Annotated in this window: 13 protein-coding genes; 12 read left to right on the plus strand and 1 reads right to left on the minus strand. The window is 63.3% G+C overall.

Going from position 1 to position 14,019, the window contains the following annotated elements; all coding sequences use genetic code 11:
• Positions 1 to 541: 541 nt before the first annotated feature.
• The 12 genes from Q8R73_RS25600 (at position 542) to hemE (ending at position 13,286) form a co-directional block, all read left to right on the plus strand.
• Positions 542 to 763, plus strand: a complete 222-nt coding sequence (locus Q8R73_RS25600; protein WP_305722332.1) for a hypothetical protein — start codon at positions 542 to 544, stop codon at positions 761 to 763.
• 172 nt (positions 764 to 935) lie between these two features.
• Complete coding sequence (locus Q8R73_RS25605; protein WP_305722333.1) at positions 936 to 2,330, plus strand: sugar ABC transporter substrate-binding protein; 1,395 nt, start codon at positions 936 to 938, stop codon at positions 2,328 to 2,330.
• A gap of 25 nt (positions 2,331 to 2,355) precedes the next feature.
• Positions 2,356 to 3,273 carry a carbohydrate ABC transporter permease gene (locus Q8R73_RS25610; protein ID WP_305722334.1) on the plus strand — a complete coding sequence of 306 codons (918 nt, stop codon included), beginning with the start codon at positions 2,356 to 2,358 and terminating at the stop codon, positions 3,271 to 3,273.
• Positions 3,270 to 4,109, plus strand: coding sequence for a carbohydrate ABC transporter permease (locus tag Q8R73_RS25615; RefSeq protein ID WP_305722335.1), 840 nt, complete (start codon positions 3,270 to 3,272; stop codon positions 4,107 to 4,109). Before Q8R73_RS25610 ends, Q8R73_RS25615 begins: the two co-directional genes overlap by 4 nt.
• Positions 4,106 to 5,158 (plus strand): ABC transporter ATP-binding protein, encoded by a 1,053-nt coding sequence (locus Q8R73_RS25620; RefSeq protein WP_305722336.1) that lies wholly within the window; start codon positions 4,106 to 4,108, stop codon positions 5,156 to 5,158. The genes Q8R73_RS25615 and Q8R73_RS25620 overlap by 4 nt, the downstream gene beginning before the upstream one ends.
• A gap of 47 nt (positions 5,159 to 5,205) precedes the next feature.
• Complete coding sequence (locus tag Q8R73_RS25625) at positions 5,206 to 5,952, plus strand: GntR family transcriptional regulator (protein WP_305722337.1); 747 nt, start codon at positions 5,206 to 5,208, stop codon at positions 5,950 to 5,952.
• Between the two features lie 211 nt (positions 5,953 to 6,163).
• Complete coding sequence (locus Q8R73_RS25630; protein WP_305722338.1) at positions 6,164 to 7,807, plus strand: arylsulfatase; 1,644 nt, start codon at positions 6,164 to 6,166, stop codon at positions 7,805 to 7,807.
• 240 nt (positions 7,808 to 8,047) lie between these two features.
• Positions 8,048 to 8,863 (plus strand): formylglycine-generating enzyme family protein, encoded by an 816-nt coding sequence (locus tag Q8R73_RS25635; protein WP_305722381.1) that lies wholly within the window; start codon positions 8,048 to 8,050, stop codon positions 8,861 to 8,863.
• A gap of 87 nt (positions 8,864 to 8,950) precedes the next feature.
• Entirely contained in the window at positions 8,951 to 10,012 is a 1,062-nt protein-coding gene (locus Q8R73_RS25640; protein ID WP_305722339.1) for a ketopantoate reductase family protein, read from the plus strand.
• A 69-nt stretch (positions 10,013 to 10,081) separates the two neighbouring features.
• Complete coding sequence (locus Q8R73_RS25645) at positions 10,082 to 10,264, plus strand: hypothetical protein (RefSeq protein ID WP_305722340.1); 183 nt, start codon at positions 10,082 to 10,084, stop codon at positions 10,262 to 10,264.
• A gap of 69 nt (positions 10,265 to 10,333) precedes the next feature.
• Positions 10,334 to 12,151, plus strand: a complete 1,818-nt coding sequence (locus Q8R73_RS25650; RefSeq protein WP_305722341.1) for an alpha/beta hydrolase — start codon at positions 10,334 to 10,336, stop codon at positions 12,149 to 12,151.
• Positions 12,152 to 12,209: 58 nt separating this feature from the next.
• Positions 12,210 to 13,286, plus strand: a complete 1,077-nt coding sequence (gene hemE, locus Q8R73_RS25655) for a uroporphyrinogen decarboxylase (RefSeq protein WP_305722342.1) — start codon at positions 12,210 to 12,212, stop codon at positions 13,284 to 13,286.
• Between the two features lie 188 nt (positions 13,287 to 13,474).
• Here the strand turns inward: hemE and Q8R73_RS26105 are convergent, their stop codons facing one another.
• Positions 13,475 to 14,008 carry a porin gene (locus Q8R73_RS26105; protein WP_371126176.1) on the minus strand — a complete coding sequence of 178 codons (534 nt, stop codon included), beginning with the start codon at positions 14,006 to 14,008 and terminating at the stop codon, positions 13,475 to 13,477.
• Positions 14,009 to 14,019 lie beyond the last annotated feature (11 nt).

Here is a 14,019-nt window from a genome sequence, read left to right on the forward strand (position 1 = left end):
GGGGAATGCCGGGTGATTCCGGTGTGACCTGACAACACGTGTGCATCTACCACTACCCATAGCACACGTGGCTATCGGGCGCATCGGGCGCCCGGCATTCCCTGCGCCCTTGATTTGAAGAGGGCGGGAATTCAAACGCAAACCTCGGGCGAAACGCGCCGCGAGATTGCAAAAGTGTGTCTGCGAGCTTGATCCCGCTTGTCGTCCCTGCGAACCCCGGACCTGTACGCCGCGACCCGTCTTCCGGCACGGAGGCAGACACCTTGGGCAACAACGACGCCCAGGATATTATGTCCCTGCGTTCGCCGGACGACATTGATCTGCCGATCGAGGCACCGGCGGTGCGGCCGTGACAGACAAATTACAGATATTGATTCGCGTGGGGCCGGACTCGTTACACATTGTCGTGACAAGCCGTTTCGACCGATTCCAATCCAGTCATCATAAAAACCGTTTCAATCGAAATCCCGACTCATTGTGGTCGCACCCCGTTCATGCTGGCTCCGTAAGACACGCGCGCACGCAACGCATCGAGGCAGCCATGAACACCGAATTCGACTGCGACCTGACACGGGATCAATGGGAGGCACTGAAGGCGCTTCGGCTGCCCGCCGCTGAACGTCGGATCAGGGATCGCCTGGTTGTCGAGAGCCTGATCGCGCTTCAACTGGCTGCCGTGACCGGCGACGGTCCCGCCATTACGGCGAAAGGACGCAGCGTGCTGCTGCGCGGTTCGCCGCAGCTATGGGATCTCGCAGCCTGACCCGACAGAACAGTTGTGGAGAACCCGCTGCCATCAGGTTCAGTAACGGGTTGCATGGAAACCCCTCAGCCATCGCCGGCCGACCCGCCCCTTCCCCCAATTTGACATGTTATAACATTTGGATAATGTCCTAACTTAACCGGCAAAAAGCCGGGCCAGGGAGGACGAGGAAATGAAGGCATTTACCCCGACGCGACGTACATTCCTGAAAACCGGCACGGCCGCTGCGGCCCTGATCGGTATCGGGCCGGCGGTGCTGCGGCAGGCCGCCGCCCAGGACGCCGATCTCGCACCGTACAAATCCGCCAAGATCGACTGGCAGCAGACCTCGGGCGAAACCATCACGGTCGCCGTCATTCCGGCGAGCTATTTCGAAAACCTGATTTCGCTGGCGCCGCAGTTCAAGGCGCTGACGGGCATCGATGTCCGCTTCGAGAAAATTCCGCCGGCTCAGATCCGGCAGAAGAGCGTGATCGATCTCACCTCGAAGACCGGCACCTACGCCACCCACGCCGCCGATCCGATGTATTATTCGCTTTACGCCGCGAACAAATGGGTCGAGCCGCTCGACAGTTACCTCGCCGACAAATCGCTGACCGACGCCGACTGGTTCAAGTTCGACGACATCATTCCGGCATGGCGCGCCGCCGACAGCGTCGACGGAAAACTGTATGGCGTGCCCTATGACGGCGAAGTCACCATTCAGGTTTACCGCAAGGACCTGTTCGACGCCAAGGGCCTGAAGCCGGCCGACGATCTCGAAACCTTCGTCAAGAACGCCGCGGCGCTGAATTCGCCGAACGACCGCATCTGGGGCACCGCGCTGCGCGGCGTCGCCGGCGCCGGCCAGAACATGTACATCTATCCCTCGATCTTCCGCGAATTCGGCGGCGAATGGTTCAAGGGCGGCAAGCTCACCGTCAACGGCCCGGAGGCCGAGGCGGCGCTGGCCTGGTATGTCGACGTGATGAAAAAATACGCGCCGACGGCGGCGGCCAACTGGAATTGGCCCGATATCGCCGACGCCTTCTCGCAAGGCACCGTCGCCTCCTATATCGACGCGCATTCGTCGGCGTCGGTCATCAACAATCCCGAAAAATCCAAGATCATCGGCAAGGTGGGCTATGCGCGCTGGCCGAAGGGACCCACAGGCAAACGTGTAAGCTCGATCTGGAACTGGGGCTTCCCGATCAACGCCGCGCAGAGCGAGAAGAAAAAGAAGGCGACCTGGCTGTTCATCCAGTGGGCCGCCAGCGCGGAAACCCAGGCCCGCACCGCGCATCGTTTTGCCGGCCCGGCGAAGCGCTCCGGCGTCAACCGCAGTTCGATCTGGAAGGATCCGGAATACGTGAAGCTGATGAACGGCTTTGGTGACAATTTCGTCGAGGCCACGATGGCGACGCTGCAGGGCGACACCGACGTCGACTGGCGTCCGCGGGTACCGCAATGGCCCGCGATCGGCGATACCATGGCGACCGCGATCCAGTCCGCGCTGTCGGGCCAGGCCACCATCAAGGCAGCCCTCGACGACGCCCAGCGCCGCGTCGAACCGATGATGCGCGGCTGAGTTGGCGAAGCCGGCGACGATAGCGATGCAGGACCACGCGGCCGCGATTTCCCACTCGGGCGATCTCGGCCGCGTGCTGGCGCGGCGCGAACGCCGGTTCGCGGCAGCGCTGCTGGCGCCGGCGTTCGTGGCGTTGCTGGCAACCACAACGTTCCCGCTCCTGTTCCTGATCGGCACCAGCACGTTCCGGATGGATCTGGCGATGCCGTTTGCGGATGGCTTTGTCGGACTGGAAAACTACCGAACGCTGCTGGCCGACGACCGGTTCTGGTCCTCGCTGCTGATTAGTCTGGTCTACACTGCCTCCACCGTTGTGCTGCAGGTCGCGCTCGGTCTGGCGCTGGCCCTGCTGGTGATGGACATGAAGCGCGGCCAGGGCTGGTTCCGCGTCATTGCGATCCTGCCGGTGGTGCTGTCGCCTGCCGTGGTCGGCATGATCTGGCGCACCTTCATGCTGGCTCCGGAATTCGGCATTGTCGATTACCTCGCCATCAATGCCGGGCTCGGCAGCAAGAACTGGCTAGGCGATCCCACGCTTGCAATGGTGTCGGTCATCATCATCCATACATGGCAATGGACTCCTTTCGCCTTCATGGTGCTGCTGGCGAGCCTCGCCTCGCTGCCGGAGGATATCTACGAAGCCGCTCGGCTCGACCGCGCCAGCGCCTGGCAGCGTTTCCGCCGTATCACCCTGCCCTTGCTGCGGCCCGCGATCGTGATGGTGGTGATCATGCGCACCATGGTGGCGCTGACGGCATTCGCCGCGATCTTCACCGTCACCGGCGGCGGTCCGGGGACCGCGACCGAGATCCTCAATCTCTACGCCTACCGCAAGTCCTTCACCGAACTGTCGATCGGCTACGGCTCGGCGCTGGCGGTGGCGCTGCTGGTGGTGACCATTCTGATCTCGGGCGTGTTGTTCGCGCTGCGGAGAGCGAAATGATCGTCCGGCGTATTCGCCTCGTCGCGGTGCTCGCGATCACGCTGCTGTTCCTGCTGGCGTGGGTTTTCCCGATTGTCTGGAGCGTGCTGAATTCGCTGAAAACCGACTCCGACGTGCTGGCCTACCCGCCGAAACTGTTCTTCACGCCGACGCTGGAGCCCTATCGCGACGTGCTGTTCGGCTCGGCGTCGATCCTGCCGAACCTCGTCTCCAGTTTTGTCATTGCGATCGGCACGACCGTCATCACCATGCTGATGGCGGTGCCCGCGGCCTATGCGCTAGCGCGGCTACGGTTTCGCGGCAAGAAATTCGCGGGTTTCTATGTGTTGGCGACGCAAATGCTGCCGCCGGTCGGCATCATCATCCCCTATTTCCTGATCCTGCGGAACATCGGCTGGATCGACACTTACCAGGGCATCATCCTGATCTACCTGTCGTTCTCGCTGCCGTTCGCGATCTGGCTGCTGGTGTCCTATTTCGAGGATATTCCGTTCGAGATGGAGGAAGCCGCCTATCTCGACGGCGCCAGCCGGATGAAGACGCTGTGGCGCATCATCATCCCGCAGGTGCGCGGCGGCATCGCGGTAACGGTCGTGTTCGTGTTCCTCAACGCCTGGAACGAATTCCTGTTCGCGGTCGTGCTCAGCGGCAATACGGTGCGGCCGGTGACGGTCGCGATGTTCAATTTCATCTCGGTCGAACAGACGCTGTGGGCCAAGCTTGCGGCCGTCTCGGTGCTGGCGATGCTGCCGGTCGTCATCCTCGGCATCGTCGCCCAGAAGAATATCGTCAAGGGCCTCACCGTCGGCGCGGTCAAGGGCGGAGGGCGCCGATGAGCGGTCGCGGTCAGGTGCGTTTCGAAGATATCGTCAAGATGCATGGCGAGTTCGCAGCCCTGAAGGGCGTGACCTTCGATATCGAGCCCGGTGAATTCTTCGCGCTGTTGGGGCCATCCGGCTCCGGCAAGAGCACCACCTTGCGGATCCTCGCAGGCCTCGATGCGCCGAGCGCCGGCCGGGTTTTCATCGACGGCCAGGACATCACCGCAGCGGATGCACGCGACCGCGACATCGCCATGGTATTCCAGAGCTACGCGCTCTATCCGCACATGACGGTGTATGAGAACATCGCTTTTCCGCTGGAAATGGCCAAAATGCCGAAAGCCGAGATCGTCCCGGCGGTGCAGGAGGCCGCGCGAAAGGTCGCGATCGAGCATCTGCTGCAACGCAAGCCCGGCCAGTTGTCTGGCGGCCAGCAGCAGCGCTGCGCGCTGGCCCGCGCCATCGTCCGCAAGGCACGGCTGTTCCTGCTCGACGAACCGCTGTCCAATCTCGACGCCAAGCTGCGGCTGGAAACCCGCACCGAGTTGAAGAAGCTGCAGCGCTCGCTCGGCGTCACGGCGGTCTACGTCACCCACGACCAGGAAGAGGCGATGACGCTGGCCGATCGCATGGCGGTGTTCATGGCCGGCGAAATCCAGCAGATCGGCCGGCCTGCCGACGTGTTCGCCAGGCCGAACTCGATCGATGTCGCCGCCTTCATCGGCAGCCCCCCGATGAACCTGATCCCGGCGCGTTACAGGGGCGGCTACGTCGAGATCGCGGGCCACCGCCTCGAGACCAGCCTGAAGGAAGCCGGCGAGCGCGATGTCGTCGTCGGCATCCGTCCCGGCGCGGTCCGGATCGTCACCGACGGCATTCCGGCCGTGGTCGACCTGGTCGAGGACCTCGGCGACACCGCCATCCTCGATCTCGATTGCTCCGGCATCTCGATTCGGGCGCGCGTCAGCGACGGCAACGTGCCGCGCGAGGGCGCCGCGTTGTCGATCACCGCCCGAGCGGCCGATATCCACGTGTTCGACGCAACCACCCGCAGGCGGCTGTAATGACCGCAGCTGCACGTTTGCGCTACCGAAAAGGCATCGCTGACAGCATGAGCAATCCTGGGGAGCCGGAAGAAGCCAGTTCCATGCCGCTGCACATTCAGGTCCGCGAAACCATCCGCCGCCAGGTCAAGGTCGGCGAGTTGATCGACAAGACCGGCCGGCTGATGACGGAAGCCGAACTCGGCAAGCATTTTGGCGTCAGCCGGATCACCATCCGCAACGCCATCAAGCCGCTGGTTGACGAGGGCATGTTCGAACGCGAGCGCGGCCGCGGCACCTTCCTGCGGACCAACCAGCCGGAAAACTGGGTCGGTCGGCTGATGGGGTTTTCGGAAACCATCAAGGACGCCGGCTACCAGCCCGGCGCCAAGGTGCTGCTGCAGGGCATGACCAACCGGCACGATGCCAATGTCCGCAAGCAGCTGCGCGAACGCGCGGTGTGGCAGCTCAAACGCGTCCGCTTCGCCGACGACATTCCGATCGCCATCGAGCACGCGTTCTATCCGCCCGACATCGGGCTGGAACTCGACAAGCGCGACCTCACCTCGATCGTGATGTATCGGGTCTTTGAGAGCGAACTCGGATTCGAGATCAAGGAAGCGACCCAGACCATCAGCGCCTCGCTCGCCGACGCCACCAGCGCCGAGCTGCTCGGAATCAAGGCCGGCAGCCCGCTGCTGTCGATCGAGCGACTTACCGTCAACACCGACGGCCGGCCACTGGAGTTGCTGCGCTCGGTCTATCTGCCCGGTTATTTCCAGCTCAGCATCAACCTGACGCGGCGTCACCCCTGACACCGCAAATACCAGCACCAACTATGTGAGAAAGATGAGTCGCTTGCTGCCCATGCTTCGAGACGCTCGCGTCGCTCGCTCCTCGGCATGAGGTCGCGATGTTTCGACAGGTTTAATCTCATCCTGAGGAGGCCATGAAGTGGCCGTCTCGAAGGATGGGCAGCAATACCGATTTGTGATTCCAGGCCCTAGGATCAAGAAGGACCAAACCATGGCAAATGGCGGCAAAGCGAACAGCCCCAACATCATGATCATCCTCAACGATGACATGGGATTTTCCGACATCGGCTGTTACGGCGGCGAAATCGAAACGCCCAATCTGGATCGGCTGGCCGCCAACGGGCTGCGCTATTCGCAATTCTACAACACCGCCCGCTGCAGCCCGTCGCGCGCCTCGCTGCTGACAGGGCTGCATCCGCACCAGACAGGAGTCGGCATCCTCACCTACAACAACGGGCCCGAGGGTTATGCCGGAAATCTGAACAAGAGCTGCGTTACTGTCGCCGAAGTGCTCAAGGCGAAGAACTACAAAACCTATCTGAGCGGCAAGTGGCATGTGTCCTCCAACCTGACCGAGCCCACCGATTCCTGGCCGCTGCAACGCGGCTTCGATTATTTCTTCGGTACCATCATCGGCGCCGGCAGCTTCTACCATCCGAACACGCTGACACGCGGCAACGACAATATCGAGCATGAAGCGGAGAACGATCCTGCCTTCTTCTATACCGATGCGATCAGCGACCAGGCGGTCGCCTATGTTCACCAGCACAAGCGGGACAATCCCGAGACGCCGTTCTTCCAATACGTCGCTTATACCGCGCCGCATTGGCCGCTGCACGCCCATGACGAAGACATCGCGAAATACAAGGGAAAGTTCGATGCGGGATGGGACACTTTGCGCGAGCGGCGGCTGCAAAAGCTGGTCGATGACGGCATCATCCACCCGAACTGGAAGCTGACCGACCGCGACTCGACCCAGCCGCCGTGGACCGAAGCTGAAAATCGCGAATGGACACTGCGCTGCATGGAAGTCTATGCCGCCCAGATCGACCGCATGGACCAGGGCATCGGCCGTATCCTTGCTGCCCTTGAAGCCACCGGCCAGCTGGACAACACGCTGATCATTTTTCTGTCGGACAACGGCGCCTGCGCCGAGGATATTCCCGACGGCGTCACCGCGCGCGAACTGGTCGATCAACTGATGATCGCCAAGGCCAAGACCCGGGCCGGCAAGCCGGTGCGCTTCGGCAACGATCCCAAGCTGATGCCCGGCGGCGAAGACACCTATCAAAGCTACGGCACCGCCTGGGCCAATTTGTCGAATTCGCCGTTCCGGCTCTACAAGCACTGGATCCACGAGGGCGGCATCGCGACGCCCTTCATCGTGCACTGGCCGCACGGCATTCAGGAGAAAGGCGGGTTGCGGCACAATCCGAGCCAGTTGACGGACATCATGGCGACCATCGTCGACGTGACGGGCGCGGCCTATCCGAAGGAATACAACGGCAACCCGATCCTGCCCTGCGAAGGCGAAAGCCTGGTACCGTCCTTCGCGGCGGCCTATGGCGGCCGCGGACCGTTGTTCTGGGAGCATGAAGGCAACGCGGCGGTTCGCACCGGCAAATGGAAACTGGTGCGAAAATATCCCGGCCCATGGGAACTCTACGACATGGAGGCCGACCGCACCGAGATGCACGACATTGCCGGGCAGCATCCGGAACGCGTCCGCGCCATGAGCGAGCAATACGCCGCCTGGGCCAAGCGATGCGGTGTAATCCCGCGCGAAAAGATCCTGGAGCTGATGAAGGCGGAGGGCGGCACGGCGTTCTGGGAAGAGGAACGACAGCCGACGTGATCTGCTCCCCTCCCCCCACGCGCCCTTGCGCGTGGCGGGGAGGGAAGAAGAACAGCGAAGACCGTGGAATGGAGCGCGATACCATTGGCCAACAGTGCAGTTTCCTCCTGTTGCGGCACAATTCGCAAGTCTGACAACGGTCAGCTGACTGAAAACGATTCTGTCTCTGCGTCCGTCAGCCTCGAACCGAGCCCAACTCCCATCGCGCGCCGCTGGAGCATCCCGATCGGGGGCGCCTTCATCATGGGATCGGATGACCGACGCTTTCCCGCTGATGGCGAAGGCCCCCCGCGCTTGGTGACAGTCAGTGGGTTTGCCATCGCCTGCCACGCCGTCAGCAACATCCAGTTCGGCGATTTCGTTCGCGCCACCGGCTACACCACCGATGCAGAACGATACGGCTGGAGTTTCGTGTTCCAGGGGTTGCTGCCTGACGAGACCAGGCGAGCGATCGACAAGCGTGTCGCCGAGACGCCTTGGTGGCTGCCGGTGCCGCATGCCTATTGGGCGCAGCCCGAGGGTCCGCCCAGCACCGTCCTCCACCGGCTCGATCATCCCGTGGTGCACGTGTCCTGGAATGACGCGAAGGCCTATTGCAGGTGGTCCGGCACGCGACTGCCGAGCGAGGCGGAATGGGAGATCGCCGCGCGCGGCGGGCTCGAACGGGCCAGCTATCCGTGGGGCGATGAGCTGACACCATCGGACGAACACCGCTGCAACATCTGGCAGGGCGATTTTCCCGATTGCAACACCGCGGACGACGGTCATATCGGCACTGCGCCGGTGCACGCCTTTCAACCGAACGGATATGGCCTGCACAACATGGCGGGCAATGTCTGGGAATGGTGCGAGGACTATTTCGCGCCGGACTATCACCGCATCACCGCCGCGGTGGATCCGCTGCAGACCGTGCCTGCCGTCAACCGCTCGCTTCGTGGCGGATCGTTCCTCTGCCACGAATCCTACTGCAACCGCTACCGCGTCGCGGCGCGCAGTTCGAACAGCCAGGACAGCGCTTCCAGCAACATCGGATTTCGCGTGGTGCGCAGCGCATAACGGCTGTGCAGGTCGCGGCGCGGCCACCGCTTGTGGCGAACCCCACTGGCGCGCTAGCCTCTGTCAAAGAGACGCCGGGAGGACAGCATGGGCCAAAAGATTGCGATCGTCGGAGCCGGGGCGGTCGGCGGGTATGCCGGCGCCCATATGGTGCAGGCCGGCGAGGATGTCACCTTCATCGATCCCTGGCCCGCCCATGTCGAGCAGATGCGCAAGCACGGCCTGCGCGTCACCCACGCCAGGGACGTCGCGGAATTCACCGTGCCCGTGCGCGCGCTGCACGTCACCGACGCACAGCAACTCGCCAGGGAAGCGCCGGTCGACATCGCCTTCATCTGCATGAAGTCCTACGACACCGCCTGGGCCACCATGCTGATCCGGCAATATCTGGCGCCGAACGGCTACGTGGTGTCGCTGCAGAACTGCATGAACGAAGAGACCATCGCCGGCATCGTCGGCTGGGGCAAGACGCTCGGCTGCATCGCCAGCAGCATCACGGTGAATTTGCCCGGGCCCGGCCACATCCATCGCGGTGCCGGCAAGCACGGGGCCACGCACACCGTATTTCGCGCCGGTGAGGTTCACGGCCGTATCACGCCACGGGCGGAGGAAATCTGCCGGCTGGTCGGCACCGCCGACAGCGCCATGGTGACCTCCAATCTGTGGGGCGAACGCTGGTCGAAGCTGGTCGCCAACGCCATGGGCAACGGGCTCTCCGCCTGCACCGGGCTGCCCGGTGGCGAGATCCTGCAAAGCGAGCCAATCCGCCGCTTCTCCACACGGCTGGGCAGCGAAGCAATCCGCGTCGGGCAGGCGCATGGCTATCAGCTGGAAGAGATCCTGCATCTGCCGCCCGAAACCATCGCGCGGGCCGGCGAAGGCGACGAGGAAGCGACGCGCGCCTGTGACGCGCAGCGATTCGAGGACGGCAAGCGCACCGCCGCCGGGCAGCGTCCGTCGATGGGCCAGGACATGGAGAAAGGCCGGCGCACCGAGATCGAATTCCTCAACGGCCTTGTGGTGCGCGAGGGCGAGAAGGTCGGCCTCTCCTGCATCGCCAATGCGGCGCTGACGGATATCGTCAAGCGCGTCGAACGCGGCGAGTTGAAGCCGGACCCGCGGCATATCACCGAACTGCGGTTGAACTGAGCGGAGTTGTGGCCACCCTGATTGCGCTCGCGGCCCAGCGCAGCGCTGTCAGGTAAATCGGCGGCATTGATGGATGATGTCCTGGTTGATGGCGCCGAGCCGAACCTTGTCGCGCAGCAGATCGAAACGATTGCACAGCCACGTCTTGATCCACGTCAACTGTCGTCGGCCGGCTCCGGATACACATTGTTCATCAGCAAATTCCACGGAGAGACCGATGCCCGGCGCGCGGTTTTCGTGACATTCTCGTGACGAACCCGGCTTTCGGGATCGCGGCCGATGTCGAGGGAAAAGGTCATGTCCAGTAAGGAAGTAGTAGTAATGCCTTCGACCAAGCCGGAACACGCCTTGTCTGTGCAGACTCGGTCCGTACAAAATCGGTCAATATCATTGCCGCCGGCCGAGGAAAGCGTCGGCAGCGAAGCCTTCCGCGCGATCGACCGGATGCGCGAAGCCCTCACCGCCCAGTCGACGGGTGGGCTTTCTCCGGCGTCGCTGGCCCTCGCCTTCTTCGATTGGTCCATTCATCTTGCGTCGGCTCCCGGAAAACGCCTCGAGCTGATCGATAAGGCGTCACGGAAAGCGACGCGTCTGATCGCTCATTGCACAGCTGCAGCGCGCAGTCCCGATGCGCCACCCTGCATCGCCCCGTTGCCGGGCGACTACCGGTTCAGCGCGGAGGGATGGCGCAAACCACCTTATAACTTCCTGGCTCAGGCTTTCCTGCTCAATCAGCAATGGTGGCATAACGTCACCCGCGAAGTGCCCGGCGTCTCGCCGCATCATGAAGAGGTGGTGTCCTTCGCCGCGCGCCAGTTTCTCGACATGTTCTCGCCGTCGAACTTCCCGTTCACCAACCCCGAAGTGATCGAGAAGACCGCCGCGACCGGCGGGGCCAACCTCATCCGCGGGTTCCAGAACTGGCTGGAGGACATCGGCCGGCAGATCACCCGGCAGCCCCCGTTGGGCTCCGAGGATTTCAAGGCAGGCAGGGACGTCGCCGTCACGCCGGGAAAGATCGTCTATCGGAACCACCTGATCGAACTGATTCAATATGCGCCATCGACCGAGACGGTCATGGCCGAGCCGGTGCTGATCGTGCCGGCCTGGATCATGAAGTACTACATCCTCGATCTGTCGCCGCAGAATTCGCTCATCCGCTATCTGGTCGGACAGGGCCATACCGTCTTCTGCATCTCCTGGCGCAATCCAGCCGCCGAGGATCGCGAGCTTACCCTGGACGATTACCGGCGTTCCGGCGTCATGGCCGCACTCGAGGCCATCAGCGCCATCGTTGCCGGGTGCAAGATCCATGCGACAGGGTATTGCCTTGGAGGAACGCTGCTATCGATCGCCGCCGCCGCCATGGCGCGCGCTGGCGACGACCGCCTGGCGACGGTTTCGCTGCTGGCAGCCCAGACCGACTTCACCGAACCCGGCGAGCTCGCCCTCTTCATCGACCACAGCCAGATGCACTTCCTGGAGAGCATGATGTGGAACAAGGGCTATCTCTCCGCCGACCAGATGGCGGGCTCTTTCCAGCTCCTGCGCAGCAACGACCTGGTCTGGTCGCGGCTGGTCCACGATTATATGATGGGCGAGCGGACGCCGATGACCGATCTGATGGCGTGGAACGCGGACTCCACCCGCATGCCCTACAAGATGCATGCGGAGTACCTGCAGCGGCTCTATCTCGACAACGAGCTCGCGACTGGTCGCTTCATGGTCGACGGACGGACGGCCGCACTGCAGAACATCCGCGCGCCGATGTTCGTCGTCGGAACCGAGCGCGATCATGTCGCGCCATGGCGGTCGGTCTACAAGATCCACTATCACACCGATACCGACGTCACCTTCGTGCTCACGAGCGGCGGCCACAACGCCGGCATCGTCAGCGAGCCCGGCCGCCCGCACCGCCATTTTCGTATCGCTTTCAAGCGCAACGCCGACACCTGTCTCGACCCGGACGAATGGGCCGCGGCGGCTGAGGCGAAGGAAGGATCATGGTGGCTAGACTGGGCCGACTGGCTCGCCGGCCATTCCGCGCCGGAGCGCGTGTCGCCGCCTGCCATGGGTGCTCCCGAAAAGGGATATGCACCGGCCGGGGATGCTCCGGGCACATACGTTTTCCAGCGGTGACATCGTCCGCCCGGTGACCGTGGCCAAGACCGCGACGGCAGTGTATCAGGAACGGCAGATGCCCTGTCGAACCACCACGGAAAGCGGCTTGACCCAGAACCCGACCACAAAACCCTTCGTCGAAGTACTCTGCGGCCGCAGGCAGCCGGTTCCGCCGCTATGGATGATGCGGCAGGCCGGCCGTTATCTGCCGGAATACCGCGAACTGCGCGCCAGGGCCGGCGGCTTTCTCGATCTGTGCTTCACGCCTGAATATGCCGCCGAGGTAACACTGCAGCCGATCCGGCGCTTCAACTTCGACGCCGCCATCATCTTCTCGGATATTCTCGTCATTCCCTACGCGCTCGGCCGTTCGGTACGGTTCGAAGCCGGCGAAGGCCCGCGGCTCGATCCTCTGGATACGCCGGACAAGGTCGGCACGCTGGCGTCAACGGGCGACTTTGCGAAACTCGAACCGGTCTACGAGGCGCTGCGCCGCGTGCGCCGCGAACTCGGTCCAAAGATCGCGCTGGTCGGCTTCTGCGGCGCGCCGTGGACGGTTGCGACCTACATGGTGGCCGGAAGGGGCACGCCCGACCAGGCGCCGGCGCGGATGATGGCGTATCGCCACCCCGAGGCGTTTGCGAAGATCATCGACGTGCTGGTGGAAAACTCGATCCAGTATCTGCTCGGACAGCTCAAGGCCGGCGCCGATGTGCTGCAGATCTTCGACACCTGGACCGGCGTGCTGCCGCCCCGCGAATTCCAGCGCTGGTCGGTCGACCCGACCCGGCGCATCGTCGAAGGCGTCCGCCGCCAGGTGCCGGACGCGAAGATCATCGGCTTTCCCCGTGGCGCCGGCGCGCAGTTGCCCGACTATGTCGAGGCCACCGGCGTCGATGGCGTCAGCATCGACTGGGCGGCCGAGCCGTCGCTGATCCGCGAGCGCGTGCAGACCAAAGTCGCGGTGCAGGGCAATCTCGATCCGCTGGTGCTGATCGCCGGCGGCGAGGCGCTGGACCGTGCGATCGACGACGTGCTGGCGAACTTTGCCGGCGGTCGCTTCATCTTCAACCTCGGCCACGGCATCCAGCCGGAAACCCCGATTGCGCATGTCGAGCAGATGGTACAGCGGGTGCGGGCGTATCGGGGGTGAGACCCCCGATCCGTAGTAGCGGCTCTCGCCTCCCCTACCCGTCATCCCCGCGCAGCGCGGGGATGACGCAGCTTCTCGGGTTGAACAAAAACGTCTCTGAAATACTGGATCATCCGCCTTCGCGGATGATGACAGTTGTTCCCGACCGGCGGCGTCGATCAATCACACCGGCCGGCTGCGCGTTGCCCTTACCACGAATACTGAAGGCCCACGCGTCCGAGCACGCGAATGTCGCTCCATGACTGGGCCGGCACCGAAGTGCCGAACTCGGTCTGGGTACGATTGACCAGGGAAGGCAGGCGACCGTTATCAAGGCCGACGGCGACTCCCGCCGATAACGCCAAATTTCCATACAACCGGATCAGTCCTGCAAACCCGGCAGCATGCTGCCCGTCGAAAACGGCCCAGTGGATCGAGATCGCATAATCGGTACCGTCGGGCAGGAATGGATTTACCAGAGCCGCGGCCATGGCTGTTCCGGTAGCGGCGCGCGTCAGTTCGCGAGCGATGGCAAACTGGTTCTCCACGATCTGGCGCGCGTTGGAACACGTGTCGGTGCCAGGGATGTAAAAGAACCCGGCGCCGTAGAGCGAGCAGACTCTCTGGTATTCGACCGAGGCGTGGCTTGGCGCGGCATTGAACATGGCAAACGCGGCGATCGCGAGAACCGCTCGCAAGCCGGGCCCGAGGACGCAGCGCGCTGCGTTGATGTGCTTCCACATGATGGTCTCCG

Source organism: Bradyrhizobium sp., from assembly GCF_030697065.1.
In the GTDB taxonomy this organism is placed as follows: domain Bacteria; phylum Pseudomonadota; class Alphaproteobacteria; order Rhizobiales; family Xanthobacteraceae; genus Bradyrhizobium.